This window comes from Streptomyces sp. Y309 (genome assembly GCF_056712025.1).
Genome location: NZ_CM160048.1, coordinates 2,511,204 through 2,529,324, shown reverse-complemented (window position 1 = coordinate 2,529,324; position 18,121 = coordinate 2,511,204). Strand labels below are relative to the sequence as shown.

Below are 18,121 nucleotides of genomic sequence, written 5' to 3'. Positions count from 1 at the left end.
CGCGTCCTGCGGAGAGGGCTCCTGCGGCGCCTGCGGGGAAGGGCTCGCGGTCACGTGATCGCCTCCTGGCGTGACGTGCTGACGTGGTGGTCTGTGACGGTGGTGGCGTGGCGTGCGTGTGCGGCCGACCACGTGCCAACAGGCAATCTAGTCGCGGAACTTGCGCGCCGCGCACACGGGCTGTGCCAGGGAAGCCGGAAACGTGCGCCAGGAAGACCGCGAACGCCTGTGTGAGGGGGTGCGGCGCTCAGCGGAGGCGTCGGGTCCTGTGGGCCTGGACGCTGATCCGTACGTCCGTCTCCAGGGTGCGCGGCGCCGCAGCCGCGCGTGCCTCCGCGACGGCCTGCCGGGCCAGTTGATGCAGGGCGGCCCGCGGTGAGCCGTCGGGGGTCAGGACGAGGGTGATGCGGGCCCGCAGTCTGCGGGGGCGGCCGAGGAGGCGTACGTGGGCGCGGGCCACGCCGTCGACCGCCCGCACGCGCTCGGCCATTGCCGCGGCCAGGGCCGGGCCCGCGAGGGTCACACCAGGGCGCCCCAGGGGGAGTACGCGCAGGCGCCCCGCCCGGACCTCCAGGACGGCCCAGCACAGGGCCAGCAGCAGGACGAGGGCCAGGGCCGCGATCACGACGGGCGGCCACCAGCCGTGGTCGCGCCAGCGCCCGAGCGTGTCCTCGTCCAGCCACACACGGTCGGCCCTCAACCGCGGCCAGCCGGCCGGCAGCCGGTCGTGCACGGGGTCCGTCGTCGTGGCCAGCGCGGCGCCCGCGCCCAGGAGGACCGCCGCGGCGCAGAGCAGCGTCGCGCGATTGAGGCCCTGACGCAGTGCGCTCATGGGGTCGCCTCGCCAGGGGGTGACGCCTTGCTGGGCTCTGCTGTCTCGTCGGGAGCTGCCGCTGCCCCTGGACCCGCTGGCGCCTCGCGACCTGCCGTCGGCCCAGGACCGGCTGCGGCCTCTGGACCGGTCGTCGGTTCAGTCCCTGCCTCCGGTTCAGTCCCCGCCGTCGGCTCAGCCGGCGGCGGGGCCGGTGCGCGCCACGACGGCTCCGTACGCAGTCGGATCCGCAACCGTGGCGGCCTGGCGAGACCGCACTCCGCCATCGCCGCCTCGGCCGCCCCGCGGACCTCCTCGCGGGCCGTGACGGGGTCGCCGAACTCCAGCCCCGCACGCACCCGCGCCCGGCGGCGGCCGACGCGGACGCGGACCCGCCCGACGCCGGGCACCTCCGCCACGGCATCCCGCAACAGGGCGGCAGCCGCGCCGCGTTCGAGGACCGCGCGCACGCCGGACAGCGGCGGTGCCATCGGCAGACCGCGCCGCTGCCCCGGCGTGATCGCCAGGACCAGCAGCCACACACCGAGGGCGAGCACAGCGGCCGCAGCCGTGAAGTTCAGCGCCGAACCTCCCTCCGGGCCGTGCGAGGCGAGCCAGTCCACGAGCCGCACCCGCCACCGCGCGGGCGGCTGCTCCGCCGCGTGCACCGCCACCACGTCGTACAGCAGGACTCCGGAGGCGACGGCCGCGGCCAAGACCAACACCGCCACAGGAAGGCGGCGTTCGGACCACTGCCGGCGACCGCCGCGCGCAACCGTCGCCTCCGTAGGCATCGCCTTAGGGCCCGAGCTGCCCGAACTGTTCGCGGTGTCCGCGTCGTTCGAGCTGTCCCATCGGGCGAAGCCGTCCCAGCGGGCCGAGCCGTCCGGGCCGTGCCCACTTGCCCCGTCGTCGCCTGTGCCACGCCCCTCCGTAGGCAGCTCCTGGACGGTCAGCTCCCGCACGTGGACCCGCGCCGGGTCCACGGAGAGCCCGGTCAGCCGGGCGGTGCGTTCGGTGACGTGCGACCGCACCCTCTCGCCGGTGTCGTCCAGGACACCCGGGTAGGGCACGGCCACGGTGACGCCCACCCGGGCCCGGCGACCGCGCACGGTTGCCGAGCCCCGGCTGACCCTGACCTCACCGGTCCCCAGTGCCTCCGTAGCGGCACGTTCCGCGATGCGGCGCACCGCTCGCTCCGCGATGGTGGTCGCACCGCGATCCGCGGCGGGGGTGTTCATCGCCGCTCCCGGTCACGACGGTCACGGCTGCCACGACCGTCGCGACCGTCAGGGCCGGAAAGGAACTCGCGGATGCCGATGCCGTCGTCCACGAGGCGTCCCAGTACGAAGCCGACCGCGCCGAGCGCGGCGACCAGCAGGAAGGCTCCGAAGCCGCCGAACCATCCGGCGAATCCCAGTGCCATGCCCGCCAACAGGCCCACCAGGGCTTTGTTCACCACTCACCTCACACCGCAGAGGGGACATCTCGCGAAGGACAGCCGCAGGAGGCGGCACAGGGGCCTGCTGCCTACTCCACGCGCGTCTCGGCGGTGGTGTCCCGGTCGTCGTCGGGCAGATGCACGTCGTTGATGGCGACGTTGACCTCGACGACCTCCAGGCCGGTGATGCGTTCCACGGCCGCGATGACGTTCTCGCGCACGTCGTGGGCGACGTCCGTGATGGGCACGCCGTACTCGACGACGATGTCGAGGTCGATCGCCGTCTGCCGCTCGCCGACCTCGACCTTCACGCCCCGGCCCACGTTCGGGCGCCCGCCGGGGACACGGTCGCGGACGGCGCCGATGGTGCGGGAGAGGCCGCCGCCCATGTCGTGCACACCGGGGATCTCGCGTGCCGCCATGCCGGCGATCTTGACGACCACGACGTCCGCGATCGAGGTCTTGCCGCGCGTCGCCGGTGGCTCGCCGGGGCCGGTGCGGCCCGTGAGGGTGGTGGCTCCCTCCGCGCTCCGCGAGCCGCCGGAGAGGTCCTTCTCGGTGCTGGGTGTGGCCGACTTCGAAGTGAGCTCTTGTGTCGCCATATCGGCATCTCCTGCTCGTCTAGGTGTCGTTCTAGGCGTCGTTCTCGTTTGTCGTTTCTAGGAGTCGTTCTCGGTGTCGCCTCGTGTCGCCTCGTGTCGCCTCGTTGTCGTCCCGTTGCCGTCTCGTTCGAGTCGAGTCGCTGCTCTGTGCGTGCTGATCGCGTGTTGATGCTGATGCTCTGTGCGCGCGTTGATGGTCGGTGCGTGCCCTGTACGCGTCGCGCTCACCCTCACTGACACGGGTGCCCCGGATCCGTTACGCGCCTCTCGGGAATTTCTTCCGTCGGCGGGTACCGTGCCTGCGCCGCGTAACGCGGGCGGCTTGTCGTGTGTCGTAAGTGCACGACCGAAGCGAGAGGAGCCGCGTGTGCCCGGGGAACGGGGCAGAGCGCCGGAGGAGACGGATGCACCGCTGCCGCATGAGGACGCCTTGCTGGCGGTGCGCGCGGCCGAGGGCGACGACGAGGCCTTCGAGGCGCTCGTGCACCGCCACGCGCCCGTTCTGCTGCGCCTCGCCACACGGCTGCTCGGCAGCCCCACAGAAGCCGAGGACGCCGTGCAGGAGGCCTTCGTGAGCGCCTGGCGCAAGCTCCCGGAGTTCCGCGGAGACGCCCGGTTCGGCACCTGGATGCACCGGATCGTCACCAACCGGTGCCTCAACGTGCTGCGTTCGCGGCAGCCCGTGGCCGCCCTGGACAGCGTTCCGGAACCGCAGGCCCCCGAGCACCAGGTGTCCCCGCCCCGGGCGGCGGAGGCCCACGCGGCCGTCCGGGACCTGTCGCGGGCGATAGAGGGGCTCTCACCGGAGCAGCGGGTGTGCTGGGTCCTGCGGGAACTCGACGGCGTGGCCTACGAATCCATCGCCGAGACGGTCGGCATCAGCCAGGAGGCGGTCCGCGGCCGCGTCTTCAGGGCCCGGCGCTATCTGACGGAGGCGATGGCCGGATGGCGATGAACGAAGACGGCACACCGGACGGGACGGCGTTCGACGGCGTGCCCGAGGAAGAGACCCTGCCCTGCGGCCGGGAACTCGCACAGGTCTGGGAGCGCGCGGAGACGGACGAGCCGGACTCGCACACGGCGGACTGCCCGCACTGCGCCGAGGCGCTGCGGGCGCTGCGCACCCTGGAGGGTGTCGTCGCGCGGGCACGCGAGGACGAGCCCGAGGAGCGGCAGTGGGACACCGCCGCGCTCGCCGGCCGCGTCATGGACGTGGTGCGGCTCGAACTCCGGCCGGGGCGCACGCTCGCGCTGGGCGAGGCCGACGAGGACGCCTGGATCGTGGAGGCGGCGGCCGCGCGGACGTTCCGGGCGGCGGTGGACGCCCTGCCGGGGGTCCGCGCGGGCAGTTGCCGCATCGAGACCACGCCCATGAACACGGCCACCGCCTCCACTCCGCCCGCGGGGCGACTGCCGCGCGGGCCGGCGAGGGTACGTATCGAGGTACAGGTCGGACTCTCCTGGAACCTGCACCTGGTCGCGGACGAGGTGCGCGCACGGATCGTCGAGGCGGCGGACGGCGAGTTGGGCCTGCGGGTCGCGGCGGTCGACGTGGTGGTCGCCGACCTCCTCGACGAAGGCGGTGTCCTCGACGAGGCCGACCCGCACGGTGAAGGGGGGCGGCGATGACGGAACAGCAGACTCCGCGCGCTCTCGCGGACCTGGTCGGCGCCGCCGTCCTCGCCACCCGCGGAGTGGCCTTCCTCCGCCCCGGCCTCGCCGAGCTCCTGCGCTCCTCGGTGGGCCTGGGAGCGGGCCGGGGCACGTCCGGGGCCGCCGGGGCGTCCGGGGTGCGCGTACAGCGCCGGAAGGGCTCTCCCGGACTGGACATCGAGGTCTACGTAGTGCTCAACCGGGGACATCGCGCCCTGGACGTGACCCGCGCGGTGCGCGCGGCGGTCGTGGAGGCCCTGGCAGGGACGGCGGGAGCGCCGGGAGACGAGGCCGCCGCGCAGGTCAGGGTGACGGTGACCGGGGTCGTCTAGGCGGGGCGACGGTGGTCGTCCAGGCGGGATGACCGAGGTCCCCCAGGGGGCGGGGGCGCACCGCCGCCACCCCCTTACCCTTGAGGGATGACCATCAGCAGTGTCCGGACCGGAGCAGTGGACGAAGTGGCCGTTACGCGAAGCTACGAGATCCGCACCTATGGGTGCCAGATGAACGTCCACGACTCCGAACGGCTCTCCGGCCTCCTGGAGGACGCCGGTTACGTGCGCGCCCCGGAGGGCTCCGACGGCGACGCGGACGTGGTGGTCTTCAACACGTGCGCGGTCCGCGAGAACGCCGACAACCGCCTGTACGGCAATCTCGGCCGCCTCGCCCCCAAGAAGACCCAGCGCCCCGGCATGCAGATCGCCGTCGGCGGCTGCCTGGCCCAGAAGGACCGCGACACCATCGTCAAGAAGGCGCCCTGGGTGGACGTCGTCTTCGGTACGCACAACATCGGCAAGCTGCCGGTCCTCCTGGAGCGCGCCCGCGTACAGGAAGAGGCGCAGGTCGAGATCGCCGAGTCCCTGGAGGCGTTCCCGTCGACCCTGCCCACGCGCCGCGAGAGCGCGTACGCGGCGTGGGTGTCGATCTCCGTGGGGTGCAACAACACCTGCACGTTCTGCATCGTGCCCGCCCTGCGCGGCAAGGAGAAGGACCGCAGGACCGGCGACATCCTCGCCGAGATCGAGGCGCTCGTCGGCGAGGGCGTCTCGGAGATCACCCTGCTCGGGCAGAACGTGAACGCGTACGGCTCCGACATCGGCGACCGCGAGGCCTTCAGCAAGCTGCTGCGCGCCTGCGGGCAGATCGAGGGCCTGGAGCGGGTGCGCTTCACCTCGCCGCACCCGCGCGACTTCACGGACGACGTGATCGCCGCGATGGCCGAGACGCCGAACGTGATGCCCCAGCTGCACATGCCGCTGCAGTCCGGCTCGGACCCCGTCCTGAAGGCGATGCGCCGCTCCTACCGCCAAGAGCGCTACCTGGGGATCATCGAGAAGGTGCGCGCCGCCATCCCGCACGCGGCCATCACCACGGACATCATCGTGGGCTTCCCCGGAGAGACCGAGGAGGACTTCGAGCAGACCCTGCACGTGGTCCGCGAGGCCCGCTTCGCGCAGGCCTTCACCTTCCAGTACTCCAAGCGCCCCGGGACGCCCGCCGCCGAGATGGACGACCAGATCCCCAAGGAGGTCGTACAGGCGCGCTACGAGCGTCTCGTGGCCCTCCAGGAGGAGATCTCCTGGTCCGAGAACAAGAAGCAGGTCGGCCGCACCCTGGAGCTGATGGTCGCCGAGGGCGAGGGCCGCAAGGACGGCGCCACCCACCGCCTGTCCGGCCGCGCCCCCGACAACCGCCTGGTCCACTTCACCAAGCCCGACACCGAGGTGCGCCCCGGTGACGTGGTGACGGTCGAGATCACGTACGCGGCCCCGCACCACCTGCTCGCCGAGGGCGCCGTGCTCGGTGTACGGCGCACGCGCGCGGGCGACGCCTGGGATAAGCGCAACGCGGCCGAGGCCGCGAAGCCGGCCGGCGTGCTGCTCGGCCTGCCCAAGGTGGGCGTGCCGGAGCCGCTGCCGGCGGCGACGGGCAGCGGGTGCGGCTGCGACTGAGGGTCACTGAGCACCTCCGAGCACGCCGAAGGCGGTGTCTACGGAGGCGCGCGTTACGCTGCGGATCATGCTTGTCGCCGCAGCCGTCTGCCCCTGTCCGCCCCTGCTCGTCCCCGAGGTCGCCGCAGGTGCGGCGCCGGAACTGGACGCCGCGCGGGCCGCGTGCACGGACGCCATCGGGGTGCTCGCCGCATCCCGGCCCGACCGCCTCGTCGTCGTGGGCCCCGCGGGGCAGAGCGGCCGCGGACCGCATCCCCAGGGGGCCCGCGGTTCGTTCCGGGGCTTCGGCGTGGACCTCGGCGTGCGCCTGGGAGACGCGTCCGACGAAGACTCGGGGCAGGCGTCGGAGCGTGAGCTTCCGGTGTCGTTGGCCGTCGCCGGATGGCTGCTCGGACGTACGGAGTGGTCGGCCGCTCCGGTCGAGGGCCTCGGCGTGGGGGAACCTCTCGAGGCCGAGCGGTGTATCCAGGTCGGAGGGGAGATCGCCGCGCGGGCGGACAGGGTGGCGCTGCTCGTGATGGGCGACGCCAGCGCGTGCCGCACGCTCAAGGCGCCCGGCTATCTGGACGAGCGGGCGGCGGGGTTCGACGCGGACGTGGCGCGGGCGCTGGCCGCGGCGGACGTGGCGGCGCTCAAGGTGCTGGACGCGGAGCTCGCACAGGAGCTCAAGGCGGCTGGACGCGCGCCCTGGCAGGTGCTCGCGGGCGCGGCGGACGGCGCGGACCTGAGCGGCGAGCTGCTCTTCGACGAGGCGCCGTACGGCGTTGGCTATCTGGTGGCGGCCTGGTCGTAGGCGCGCTCGTGCCGTAGGCAGGATGGCCTCGGTGGTCCCGGCTCCTGGCGCTCACGGCTCGCGCTCACGGCTCGTGGCGCTCCCGGCTCCCGGCGTCCCCAGCTCGTGGCGTTCCCACCTCCTGGCGCACAGGCCACGCGAAAGCCGCCCGCCCGCAGACAAGCCGACGGCCGTGAAGCCAGGAGCGCTTCACGGCCGTTCGCCGGTTGTTCAGGTGTGTTCAGGAAGCCGAAGGGGGCGACGGGGGAGACGGGGGAGAGGCATTGCCCGGGGGAGTGGAACTGCCCCCCGCGTCCTTGCCGCCTTCCGTTCCGGCGAGGCGGTCCACGGCGTGTTTCGCCTTGCCCGTCCCCGTCTGGATCTTGTCGCTGTACTTGCCCTTGGTCCTCCTGTCGACCACCTTGGCGGCCTTGTCCAGGCCCTGGTCGATCTTGTCCCCGTGCTGCTGCGCGAGGTGCGCGACCTTGCCCTTGGCAGGGGCGAGTCTGTCCTTCAGACGGTTCAGGAAGCCCATGAGTTCACCTTCCCTCGCCGGGGCGTCACTTACGGGCGCTCTCACCGGCCTCGTTGTCGGCCGCCTCCTGCGCGGACTGCTGCTTGGGGATCTCGACATTGTCCGCGCTGTCCGTGCTGTCGGCGTTCTCCGCGCTCTTGGCGGTCTCCGCGTCGGCGGCGGTGTCGGCCGTGTCCGCCTTCTCCGCCTTCTCCGCCTTCTCTGCGGCAGCCGCCTCGGCAGATTCCGGCGCCTCGTCCTCGTCCGCGCCGTCGCTCTTCGCCTCGGACTTGGCCTCGTCCTCCGCCGCGGCCCCGCCGTCGGCCTTGGAGGACTCCTCGGCCGACTCGGGCTCGGCCGTCAGGGTGTCGGCCGACGCTTCGGTGGCCGACGCCTCCTCCGCGTCCTTGGCCTTCCGGCGGAACCGTGCAAAAACGCCCATATCTACTCCATACGTTACTCGTGTGGGCGAAATCCCGCGCCGCCCGGTGCGTCCGATTGCGTCGCCCGGGTCACCGGTCCTCGAAACCGGCGGCCGGAACCTCGCAACAGGCAACGACCTCAAAGCCGTGCCGTCACGTCGCTCGTTCGGGCACTTGCCGCGCGGTTTGCGAGACTAGGGCGGTGAGAAGTGCAGCTCCCGCCCCGCGGGTCATCGCCGTCGTCGGGCCGACCGCCGCCGGAAAGTCCGATCTAGGTGTTTTCCTCGCCCAGCGTCTCGGCGGCGAAGTCGTCAACGCCGACTCGATGCAGCTCTATCGGGGGATGGACATCGGCACCGCCAAGCTGACGCCCGCCGAGCGCGACGGCGTACCGCATCACCTCCTCGACATCTGGGACGTGACGGAGGCGGCGAGCGTCGCCGAGTACCAGAAGCTCGCCCGCGCGGAGATCGACCGGCTCCTCGGGGAGGGCCGCTGGCCGATCCTGGTCGGCGGCTCCGGTCTGTACGTACGCGGGGCCGTCGATCACCTGGAGTTCCCCGGCACCGACCCCGCCGTACGCGCCCGCCTGGAGGAGGAGCTCGAGCTGCGCGGCCCGGGCGTGCTGCACGCGCGCCTCGCCGCCGCCGACCCCGACGCGGGCCGCGCGATCCTGCCCAGCAACGGGCGCCGGATCGTCCGCGCCCTGGAGGTCATCGAGATCACGGGCAAGCCGTTCACGGCCAATCTCCCCCGTCATGAGTCCGTGTACGACACCTTGCAGATCGGCGTCGACGTGGCCAGGCCGGAGCTCGACCAGCGCATCGCCACGCGCGTGGACCGCATGTGGGAGGCCGGGCTCGTCGACGAGGTGCGCGCGCTGGAGGCGCGCGGCCTGCGGGAGGGGCGCACGGCATCGCGCGCGCTCGGCTACCAGCAGGTGCTCGCGGCGCTCGCCGGAGAGTGCACAGAGGACGAGGCGCGCACCGAGACCGTGCGCGCCACCAAGCGCTTCGCGCGCCGTCAGGACTCGTGGTTCCGCCGGGATCCGCGCGTGCACTGGCTGAGCGGTGCCGCCGCCGACCACGGGGAACTCCCCGGGAGCGCGCTGACGTTGGTCGAACGAGCGGTCACAGCCTGATCACGTGATGGCATCGGGACGCTCCGCCGGTCATCCGGGTACCTGACGGCGTGCCATCATCGACCATCGATCGACCAGTGGAGTCCGGAGTGGGAGGGCGCGTGGCGATGGAGGCCGGCCCTCGAGACACCGCACATGACGGCGAGCAGCACACCGCGCGCGACGGTGCGCGGCTCAGCCCGGACGGACCGGACAGCCCCGGGGCCACCGCGGGCGGTGTGACCGACGACGGCCCCACCGAGGAGGAGCTGGCGACGGAGCCGGAGGTCGAGGTCGAGCTGCGGCCGCAGCGCAGGCTCCGCATCTGGCAGCTCGCGCCGATCGTGATCCTCGCCGCCGTCGGCTCCTTGATGTTCGCCTTCCCGCTGGCCTTCGAGTTCGGCGACGGCGGCGCGGTCGTCGCCATGCTGGGGCTGCTCATCAGCTCCTGCGCCGCGGGCTGGGGCATGATGGCCGCCCGCCGCGTCGGGCACACCTGGCCGGGGCTGCCGGAGCGCGGCTCCGGGCGGCGGCCGGACTGGCGGGTCGTCTCGGCGTACACGCTGATCGTCGCGACCGTGGCGGTGCTCGCCGTCTGGCGCGTGGCCCGCCTCCGCTGACGGCCCTCGCGGACCGTCCCGCGGACGGCGCCGTCCAGGTGTCGTACCCACCCCGTACGATCGAGGAATGAGCACGCGCACGCGGATCGCCTTCCTCAAGGGGCACGGGACCGAGAACGACTTCGTGATCGTCCCCGATGCCGACAACACCATTGAGCTGTCCCCGGCCGAGGTGGCCGCCCTGTGCGACCGCCGCGCGGGCATCGGCGGCGACGGCCTGCTGCACGTCGTGCGCTCGGCCGCGCACCCGGACGCGCGGCACCTGGCCGACGAGGCCGAGTGGTTCATGGACTACCGCAACGGCGACGGCTCGATCGCCGAGATGTGCGGCAATGGCGTCCGCGTCTTCGCCCGCTACCTCCAGCGCGCCGGGCTCGCCGGCGAGGGCGACCTGGCCGTCGCGACCCGCGGCGGCGTGAAGCGCGCGCACATCGCCAAGTCCGCCACCGCTGACACCACCGACGGCGACATCACGCTGTCCATGGGCAAGGCGGTGCTCCCCGAAGGCGACGTCACGGTCTCCGTGGGCGACCGCAAGTGGCCCGCGCGCAACGTGAACATGGGCAACCCGCACGCCGTCGCCTTCGTGGCCGACCTGGCGCACGCGGGCGACCTCCTGGCCCCGCCCCCGTTCAGCCCGGCGACGGCCTACCCGGACGGCGTGAACGTGGAGTTCGTGGCCGACCGCGGCCCGCGCCACGTCGCCATGCGCGTGCACGAGCGCGGCGCCGGCGAGACCCGCTCGTGCGGCACGGGCGCGTGCGCGGTGGCCGTCGCGGCGGCGCGCAGGGACGGCCTGGACCCGGCCGTGACCGGCACCCCGGTGACGTACACCGTCGACGTTCTCGGCGGCCGCCTGATCGTCACCGAGGCGCCCGACGGAGAGATCGAGATGACGGGCCCCGCGGTGATCGTCGCCGAGGGCGAGATCGACACCGACTGGCTGGCGTCGGCGGTGACGGCCTGAGTGCCGAGCTCGGCCGGGCGCCGCACACCGGCCGCACGACGCACACCGGCCGCACGGCGCACAGGGGTGTCCGGGCCGCGCGCCCGGCCTCGTCCGCGCGCCGGGGTCGAAACCCCGCTCGCCCCAGTCGAAACGACACTCCACAGAACTGTCGCTCGAATGGGTGATCCGTTTCACGCTCGGCGAGAGCGGGTCAGCACCGCGTGATGGGCTCGATAGCATCAAGCACCGGCCCGGACGGAGCAGGCTGCCGTCCGCTCACCGCCGGTCGGAGCTGCCGGAGGTGCCCATGAGTGCGGAGGCGACGAATCCCGCGACGCCCGGCCCCACGACGCCCCCGGGCCAGCGAAAGCGCGCCCGTTCCCGCCTTGACCTGCGCCGACTCGGCCGTGCCGCGCTGCTCGGACCGGCCGGCCGCGGCCGCCTCCCGGACGCCATCGGCCATGTGGCCGAGACCCACCGCGGCCACCACCCGGACGCCGACCTCGAGCCCCTGCGCCGCGCCTACGTCCTCGCCGAGTCCTCGCACCGCGGTCAGATGCGCAAGAGCGGTGAGCCGTACATCACACACCCGCTCGCCGTCACCCTGATCCTGGCCCAACTGGGCGCGGAGACCACGACCTTGACCGCGTCCCTGCTCCACGACACCGTCGAGGACACGGACGTGACGCTCGATCAGGTGCGCGCGGAGTTCGGCGACGACGTCTGCTACCTGGTCGACGGCGTCACCAAGCTGGAAAAGGTGGACTACGGAGCCGCCGCCGAGCCCGAGACCTTCCGCAAGATGCTGGTCGCCACCGGCAATGACGTACGCGTCATGGCGATCAAACTCGCCGACCGGCTGCACAACATGCGCACGCTCGGGGTGATGCGCCCCGAGAAGCAGGCGCGGATCGCGAAGGTCACGCGCGACGTCCTCATCCCGCTCGCCGAACGGCTCGGCGTGCAGGCCCTGAAGACCGAGCTCGAAGACCTCGTCTTCGCGATCCTCCACCCACAGGAGTGCGCCGAGGTCAGGGAGCTGATCGCGGCGAAGGCGCGGGCCGGCACCGACCCGCTCGCGGACATCTCCGAAGAGGTGCGCGGCGTGCTGCGCGACGCGGGCATCGCGGCCGAAGTCCTCATCAGGCCGCGCCACTTCGTGTCCGTGCACCGGGTGCACCGCAAGCGCGGCGAGCTGCGCCCGGCCGACTTCGGGCGCCTCCTGGTGCTCGTGAACGAGGACGCCGACTGCTACGGAGTGCTCGGCGAGCTGCACACGTGCTTCACGCCGGTCGTCTCGGAGTTCAAGGACTTCATCGCCGTACCGAAGTTCAACCTGTACCAGTCGCTCCACACGGCCGTGGCCCGTCCCGACGGCGAAGTGGCCGAAGTCCTCATCCGCACCCACCAGATGCACCAGGTCGCCGAAGCGGGCGTCATCGCCCTGCGCAACCCCTACGCCGCGCCCCCCGAGGAGCAGCCGGCCGACGGCGAGCGCGCCGACCCCACCCGCCCCGGCTGGCTCTCCCGCCTCCTCGACTGGCAGCAGGCCGCGCCCGACCCCGACACCTTCTGGTCGACGCTGCGCGAAGACCTCGCCCAGGACCGCGAGATCGCCGTCTACCGCCCCGACGGCGCCACGCTCGGCCTGCCCGCGGGCGCGAGCTGCGTGGACGCCGCCTACGCGCAGTACGGCGAAGACGCCCACGCCTGCATCGGCGCCCGCGTCAACGGCCGCCTGGCGACGCTCAGCACGGTCCTGCGGGACGGCGACACCGTGCAGCTCCTCATGGGCCAGGACCCGGCCTCCGGGCCCTCGCACGACTGGCTCGACCAGGCGCGCACGCCCGCCGCGCGGATCGCCATCCGGCGCTGGCTCAACACCCACCCCGCGCCCGCGGCCGGGGCGCCCGCACCGGCCGCCCCGCCCCCCGCACCGGTGACGGTGCCCGCGGCCACCCCGAAGCCGCAGGTCGCCGCGGCGCTGCGCCCCGCGGGGGCGGACGTCGTGGCCGACCGCGAGGGCGCCACGGTGCGGCTCGCGGGCTGCTGCACGCCGGTGCCGCCCGACGAGATCACCGGCTTCGCGGTGCGCGGCGGTGTCGTCACCGTGCACCGGATCGCGTGTACGGCGGTGGAGCGCATGACGGAAGTGGGCCGCCCGGAGGTCGGCGTGCGCTGGGGGGACACTGCCGAGTGCCGGGTCACCCTGGTCGCCGAGTCGTTCGGCCGGGCGCACCTCCTCGCCGACCTCACCGAAGCCATCGCCCTGGAAGGCGCGGCCATCATCTCGGCGACCGTCGAACCACCGAGCCAGCAGCGCGTACGCCACACGTACACGCTCCAACTCCCCGACGCCGCACACCTCCCCGGCCTGATGCGCGCGATGCGCAACGTCCCGGGTGTGTACGACGTGAGCCGCGCACAGCACCGGGCGGCAGCGGCGCCGTAATGTCACTCTCCGTAGAGCCCTAACGGCACTCTCCGTAGAGGTGTGCTCCGCTGTGGCGGTACTCGTTCGGGTGGGCCCGGTGCGTGCCGTCCCGGCCTGGCAGGCACACGCTGGTAGCGGTAGTTCATGCTCCTCACCCCTCGCACCAAGGCGTCCCGGCCGAAAACCGTCCGCATCGCGGTCGCCGTCCTCGCCACCGCCACCTCCGCCGCCCTGCTCGCCGCGAGCGCCCCGCAGCCCGCCGCCCCGCTCGGCATCGGCGACCGGCTCTTCCCGCACCTGGGAAATCCCGGCTACGACGTGACCTCGTACGACATCGCCTTCACTTACCGCGGGGACAACAGCAAGCCCCTGGACGCGGTCACGAAGATCGACGCCCGTGTGACGGCCCCGCTGGAGCGCGTCAACCTGGACTTCACCCACGGCAAGGTCCGCTCCGTCGACGTGAACGGCGCCCGTGCCGACTTCGCCACCGCCGGCGAGGACCTCGTCGTCACGCCCCACGCGCGCGTGCACCCCGGTGAGCGGCTGCGGATCACCGTGCGGCACACCAGCGACCCGGTGTCCGGCAAGGAGGACGGCGGCTGGGTGCGCACCGCCGACGGGCTCGCGATGGCCAACCAGGCCGACGCGGCACACCGCGTGTTCCCGTGCAACGACCACCCCGCCGACAAGGCGCAGTTCACCTTCCGCGTCACCGCCCCGAAGGGCCTCACCGCCGTCGCCAACGGCCTGCCGGTGGCCAAGACGCGCCGCGCGGACACCACGACCTGGGCGTACCGCACCCGGCACCCGATGGCGACCGAGCTCGCCCAGGTGTCCATCGGCCGCTCCACCGTGCTGCACCGCACCGGCCCGTACCGACTGCCCGTACGCGACGTGGTGCCCACGAAGGACCGCAAGAAGCTGGAGCCCTGGCTCAAGAAGACACCCGGCCAGATCGCTTGGATGGAGGACAAGATCGGCCGGTATCCGTTCGAGACCTACGGACTGCTCGTCGCCGACGCCCGGACCGGTTTCGAGCTGGAGACACAGACGCTGTCGCTCTTCGAGAAGGAGCTGTTCACGCGTCCGGAGTTCCCCAAGTGGTACGTCGAATCGATCATGGTGCACGAGCTGTCGCACCAGTGGTTCGGCGACAGCGTGAGCCCGCGCACCTGGTCCGACCTCTGGCTGAACGAGGGGCACGCCACCTGGTACGAGGCCCTGTACGCGGAAGAGAAGGCGCGCCAGCCGATCGAGAAGCGTATGCGCTACGCCTACCGGCTCTCGGACCGCTGGCGTGCGGCGGGCGGGCCGCCGGCCGCGCCCAAGGGGCCCCGGCCGGGGCAGAAGATCAGCATCTTCAGGCCGGTCGTGTACGACGGCAGCGCGCTCGTGCTGTACGCCCTGCGGCAGGAGATCGGCAAGCCCTCCTTCGAGGCCGTGGAGCGCGCCTGGGTCCACACCTACCGCGACGCGAACGCGACGACCGCCGACTTCGTGCGCCTCGCCTCCGACATCTCCGGACGCGACCTGGACGGATTCTTCGACGCCTGGCTGTACGGCAAGAAGACGCCGCCCATGCCGGGGCACCCGGACTGGACGACGACGCCACCGGACGCGAAGGGGGCACCTGCCAAGAAGTAGCGCACGGCAGCCGTCCGGCAAGAAGGCGCACGGCGGCCGTCCGGCAGGAAAAGTCGGATGACGAGACGGGCCGTCCCGTGCGACCATCTTCAGGTCGACGGCGCGGCCCGTCCGGGACATCCCCTCGGGGACATCTCAGGGGCGGTTTCGGCTGGTCCGGGGAATCTCCGGGTGGGCGTGAGCGTTGTCGGACATGACGGGCGGCGCTGTGGCACACACGGTGCGACAGGGCGGCAGACGCTCCCAGGCGCTCTCCGTATCGGATTTCCATCGACGTAAAGGACCCAATGACCTCCTCTTCTTCCCCTTCCCAGGACGCACAGAGCTTCGCGCAGAACTACCCCGAAGGTCTTCGGGCCGATGCCCTGATGGAAGAGGACGTCGCCTGGAGCCACGAGATCGACGGAGAGCGGGACGGCGAACAGCTCGACCGCTCCGAGCGCGCGGCCCTGCGCCGCGTCGCCGGCCTCTCCACCGAGCTCGAGGACGTCACCGAGGTCGAGTATCGACAGCTCCGCCTGGAGCGTGTCGTGCTCGTCGGTGTCTGGACCTCCGGGACGGTCGACGACGCGGAGAACTCCCTCGCCGAGCTGGCCGCCCTCGCGGAGACCGCGGGCGCGCTCGTCCTCGACGGCGTCATCCAGCGCCGCGACAAGCCGGACCCGGCGACGTACATCGGCTCCGGAAAGGCCCTGGAGCTGCGCGACATCGTGCTCGAGACCGGAGCGGACACCGTCGTGTGCGACGGTGAGCTCAGCCCCGGCCAGCTCATCCACCTCGAAGACGTCGTCAAGGTCAAGGTGGTCGACCGGACCGCCCTGATCCTCGACATCTTCGCCCAGCACGCCAAGTCCCGAGAGGGCAAGGCGCAGGTCGCCCTCGCGCAGATGCAGTACATGCTGCCGAGGCTCCGCGGCTGGGGTCAGTCGCTCTCCCGTCAGATGGGTGGCGGCGGGGGTGGCGGCATGGCCACCCGTGGTCCCGGTGAGACCAAGATCGAGACGGACCGGCGACGGATCCGCGAGAAGATGGCGAAGATGCGCCGGGAGATCGCGGAGATGAAGACGGGCCGCGAGATCAAGCGCCAGGAGCGCAAGCGCAACAAGGTGCCTTCGGTCGCCATCGCCGGTTACACCAACGCGGGCAAGTCCTCCTTGCTCAACCGCCTCACGGGCGCGGGCGTGCTGGTGGAGAACGCACTGTTCGCCACCCTCGACCCGACGGTCCGCAGGGCGGAGACGCCCAGCGGTCGGCTGTACACGCTGGCGGACACGGTCGGCTTCGTCCGGCACCTGCCGCACCACCTCGTGGAGGCGTTCCGCTCCACCATGGAGGAGGTCGGCGAGTCCGACCTGATCCTGCACGTGGTGGACGGCTCGCACCCCGCGCCGGAGGAGCAGCTCGCCGCCGTGCGCGAGGTCGTCCGCGACGTCGGCGCGACGGACGTGCCGGAGATCGTGGTGATCAACAAGGCGGACGCGGCCGACCCGCTGGTCGTCCAGCGGCTGCTGCGCACGCAGAAGCACGCGATCGCCGTGTCCGCGCGCACCGGCGCCGGCATCGAGGAGCTGCTCGGGCTCATCGACGCCGAACTGCCGCGGCCCGCGGTCGAGATCGAGGCCCTCGTGCCGTACACCCACGGCCAGCTCGTCTCGCGCACGCACGCCGACGGTGAGGTGCTCTCCGAGGAGCACACCGCCGAGGGCACCCTGCTCAAGGCCCGGGTGCACGAGGAACTCGCGGCGGAGCTCACGCCGTTCGTTCCGGCGGCGCGCTGACGTTCGCACTCGGCGGTAGCAGCTTGCTCGGCGCCTAGGCACAAGGCGGAGGCCCCGCCCCCTCGCAGGGGGCGGGGCCTCCGTCGTACCGGACCGGAGAGGGGTGCGGGCCACGCGGCCCGCACCGCCTCACTGATCCGCGAGGATCACTGAGAGCCGTACTTCTCGCTCATCATGTCGAAGACCTGCTTCGCCCCGGTGCCGAGCTGCGGGCCCGCCAGCCAGGTGTTCTGCGCAGGGCCGATCGAGGTGTTGGAGACGAGCTTGGTCTTGTCACCCACGACCCGGAACCAGCCGCCGCCCGACGAACCGCCGGTCATGGTGCAGCCGATGCGGTACATCGTCGGCGTCGCCGGATCCAGCGACAGACGTCCCGGCTTGTCGATGCACTTGTGCATGATCAGGCCGTTGTAGGGCGGCGCGGCCGGGTAGCCCCAGGCACCCATGGAGCCGACGCTCTGCGCCGACGGAGTCGAGAAGTCGACATCCAGCGCGTTGCCGACGGTCTCCTCCAGGGACTTGGAGCCCTCCTGCGGCTTCACGTGCATCACGGCGTAGTCGTACGGAGCACCCGCGCCGCCCGAAGCGGCACCCTGGTCGATCCACTCGCCGGACGTCGAGACCCAGTCCGCCCACCACTGGCCGTACGGGGCGACCTCCTGCGGCGCCGCGTTGCTCAGCGCCGCCTCGGACTTGCCCAGGTCGTTGTACGAGGGCACGAAGGTGATGTTGCGGTACCAGCCGCCCTCCGCGCCGGCGTGCACACAGTGCCCCGCCGTCCACACGAGGTTGGACTTGCCCGGGTTGCGCGGGTCCTTCACGACCGTGCCGGAGCAGACCATCGACCCCTTGGGGGAGTCGAAGAAGATCTTGCCGACCGGGGCGGCGTTGTCGTGGTACGGCGTCTTCTCGGGCTTGGCCTTGACCGGCGACGGCTCGGGATCGGTCGCGCCCTGGCCGGCGCTGGCGTCCTTCGCCGCGATCGTCTTGTTCGGGTCCTTGGCCTTCTGCATCCGCTCGGGCTTCCAGAGCCCGTCGATGACCGGGTTGACGAAGTCCTTGGCCTCGCGCAGCCAGTCGTCCTTGTTCCAGTTCTTCCAGGCGCCGTCCTTCCACTTGTCCGGATCGATGCCGTGCTCCTTGAGCCGGTCGGTGATGTCACCCGGCAGACCGGCGCCCGAGTCGGAACCCTTGTCCGCCTCCTGCGACGCGCCGGTGTCCGGCTTGTCCCTGGCCTTGTCGTCGCTGGGCCCGCAGGCCGTGGCGGTGAGCGCCAGAGCCGCGGCGAGCCCGGTGGCGGCGAGCGCGGCACGACGGCCGCGGCTGCGCGCGAAGGGCGCACGAATGGAACGCATGGAGCTGTAACCCCCGTAGGAACGTGTGATTGCCATGTGCGTGTCAGGCGT

General features: G+C 72.3%; 18 protein-coding genes. 11 read left to right on the top strand and 7 right to left on the bottom strand.

Translation table 11 applies throughout. The annotated features are described in order from the left end of the window. Positions 1-247 precede the first annotated feature (247 nt). The 4 genes from AC0KTA_RS09350 to AC0KTA_RS09335 form a co-directional block, all read right to left on the bottom strand. Positions 248-832, bottom strand: a complete 585-nt coding sequence (locus tag AC0KTA_RS09350) for a hypothetical protein (RefSeq protein ID WP_481054657.1) — start codon at positions 830-832, stop codon at positions 248-250. After that, positions 829-2,052 carry a DUF6286 domain-containing Asp23/Gls24 family envelope stress response protein gene (locus AC0KTA_RS09345; RefSeq protein WP_481054656.1) on the bottom strand — a complete coding sequence of 408 codons (1,224 nt, stop codon included), beginning with the start codon at positions 2,050-2,052 and terminating at the stop codon, positions 829-831. Before AC0KTA_RS09345 ends, AC0KTA_RS09350 begins: the two co-directional genes overlap by 4 nt. Next, the gene (locus AC0KTA_RS09340) at positions 2,049-2,270 is read right to left on the bottom strand and encodes a hypothetical protein (protein WP_481054655.1); all 222 of its coding nucleotides are present in this window, start codon (positions 2,268-2,270) and stop codon (positions 2,049-2,051) included. Before AC0KTA_RS09340 ends, AC0KTA_RS09345 begins: the two co-directional genes overlap by 4 nt. A gap of 71 nt (positions 2,271-2,341) precedes the next feature. Continuing rightward, positions 2,342-2,854, bottom strand: a complete 513-nt coding sequence (locus tag AC0KTA_RS09335; protein WP_481054654.1) for an Asp23/Gls24 family envelope stress response protein — start codon at positions 2,852-2,854, stop codon at positions 2,342-2,344. A 367-nt stretch (positions 2,855-3,221) separates the two neighbouring features. Between AC0KTA_RS09335 and AC0KTA_RS09330 the strand changes: the two genes are divergently transcribed. The 5 genes from AC0KTA_RS09330 (at position 3,222) to AC0KTA_RS09310 (ending at position 7,252) form a co-directional block, all read left to right on the top strand. Then, complete coding sequence (locus AC0KTA_RS09330) at positions 3,222-3,809, top strand: RNA polymerase sigma factor (protein ID WP_481054653.1); 588 nt, start codon at positions 3,222-3,224, stop codon at positions 3,807-3,809. After that, positions 3,800-4,483 (top strand): hypothetical protein, encoded by a 684-nt coding sequence (locus tag AC0KTA_RS09325; RefSeq protein ID WP_481054652.1) that lies wholly within the window; start codon positions 3,800-3,802, stop codon positions 4,481-4,483. Before AC0KTA_RS09330 ends, AC0KTA_RS09325 begins: the two co-directional genes overlap by 10 nt. After that, on the top strand, positions 4,480-4,839 hold the full coding sequence (locus AC0KTA_RS09320; RefSeq protein WP_481054651.1) for an Asp23/Gls24 family envelope stress response protein: 360 nt from the start codon (positions 4,480-4,482) through the stop codon (positions 4,837-4,839). Before AC0KTA_RS09325 ends, AC0KTA_RS09320 begins: the two co-directional genes overlap by 4 nt. Before the next feature lie 87 nt (positions 4,840-4,926). Further along, entirely contained in the window at positions 4,927-6,459 is a 1,533-nt protein-coding gene (gene miaB, locus AC0KTA_RS09315; protein ID WP_481054650.1) for a tRNA (N6-isopentenyl adenosine(37)-C2)-methylthiotransferase MiaB, read from the top strand. A gap of 67 nt (positions 6,460-6,526) precedes the next feature. Further along, entirely contained in the window at positions 6,527-7,252 is a 726-nt protein-coding gene (locus tag AC0KTA_RS09310; RefSeq protein ID WP_481054649.1) for a class III extradiol dioxygenase subunit B-like domain-containing protein, read from the top strand. Positions 7,253-7,472: 220 nt separating this feature from the next. Here AC0KTA_RS09310 and AC0KTA_RS09305 read toward each other — a convergent pair whose 3' ends face one another. Together AC0KTA_RS09305 and AC0KTA_RS09300 are read right to left on the bottom strand one after the other, a co-directional pair. After that, positions 7,473-7,766, bottom strand: a complete 294-nt coding sequence (locus AC0KTA_RS09305; RefSeq protein WP_481054648.1) for an antitoxin — start codon at positions 7,764-7,766, stop codon at positions 7,473-7,475. Positions 7,767-7,791: 25 nt separating this feature from the next. Continuing rightward, positions 7,792-8,187 carry a hypothetical protein gene (locus AC0KTA_RS09300; RefSeq protein WP_481054647.1) on the bottom strand — a complete coding sequence of 132 codons (396 nt, stop codon included), beginning with the start codon at positions 8,185-8,187 and terminating at the stop codon, positions 7,792-7,794. Positions 8,188-8,369: 182 nt separating this feature from the next. Here AC0KTA_RS09300 and miaA point away from each other — a divergent pair, with 182 nt between their 5' ends. The 6 genes from miaA (at position 8,370) to hflX (ending at position 16,715) form a co-directional block, all read left to right on the top strand. After that, positions 8,370-9,308 carry a tRNA (adenosine(37)-N6)-dimethylallyltransferase MiaA gene (miaA, locus tag AC0KTA_RS09295; RefSeq protein WP_481054646.1) on the top strand — a complete coding sequence of 313 codons (939 nt, stop codon included), beginning with the start codon at positions 8,370-8,372 and terminating at the stop codon, positions 9,306-9,308. 107 nt (positions 9,309-9,415) lie between these two features. Further along, positions 9,416-9,907: a hypothetical protein gene (locus tag AC0KTA_RS09290; RefSeq protein WP_481056365.1), complete on the top strand. Its 492-nt coding sequence runs from the start codon at positions 9,416-9,418 to the stop codon at positions 9,905-9,907. Positions 9,908-9,974: 67 nt separating this feature from the next. After that, the gene (gene dapF / locus AC0KTA_RS09285) at positions 9,975-10,874 is read left to right on the top strand and encodes a diaminopimelate epimerase (protein ID WP_481054645.1); all 900 of its coding nucleotides are present in this window, start codon (positions 9,975-9,977) and stop codon (positions 10,872-10,874) included. A 289-nt stretch (positions 10,875-11,163) separates the two neighbouring features. After that, positions 11,164-13,308 (top strand): RelA/SpoT family protein, encoded by a 2,145-nt coding sequence (locus tag AC0KTA_RS09280; RefSeq protein WP_481054644.1) that lies wholly within the window; start codon positions 11,164-11,166, stop codon positions 13,306-13,308. Between the two features lie 126 nt (positions 13,309-13,434). Continuing rightward, complete coding sequence (locus AC0KTA_RS09275) at positions 13,435-14,937, top strand: M1 family metallopeptidase (protein ID WP_481054643.1); 1,503 nt, start codon at positions 13,435-13,437, stop codon at positions 14,935-14,937. A 287-nt stretch (positions 14,938-15,224) separates the two neighbouring features. Continuing rightward, positions 15,225-16,715 (top strand): GTPase HflX, encoded by a 1,491-nt coding sequence (hflX, locus tag AC0KTA_RS09270; protein WP_481054642.1) that lies wholly within the window; start codon positions 15,225-15,227, stop codon positions 16,713-16,715. A gap of 146 nt (positions 16,716-16,861) precedes the next feature. Here the strand turns inward: hflX and AC0KTA_RS09265 are convergent, their stop codons facing one another. Then, positions 16,862-18,070 carry a trypsin-like serine peptidase gene (locus AC0KTA_RS09265; protein WP_481054641.1) on the bottom strand — a complete coding sequence of 403 codons (1,209 nt, stop codon included), beginning with the start codon at positions 18,068-18,070 and terminating at the stop codon, positions 16,862-16,864. Positions 18,071-18,121: the final 51 nt, after the last annotated feature.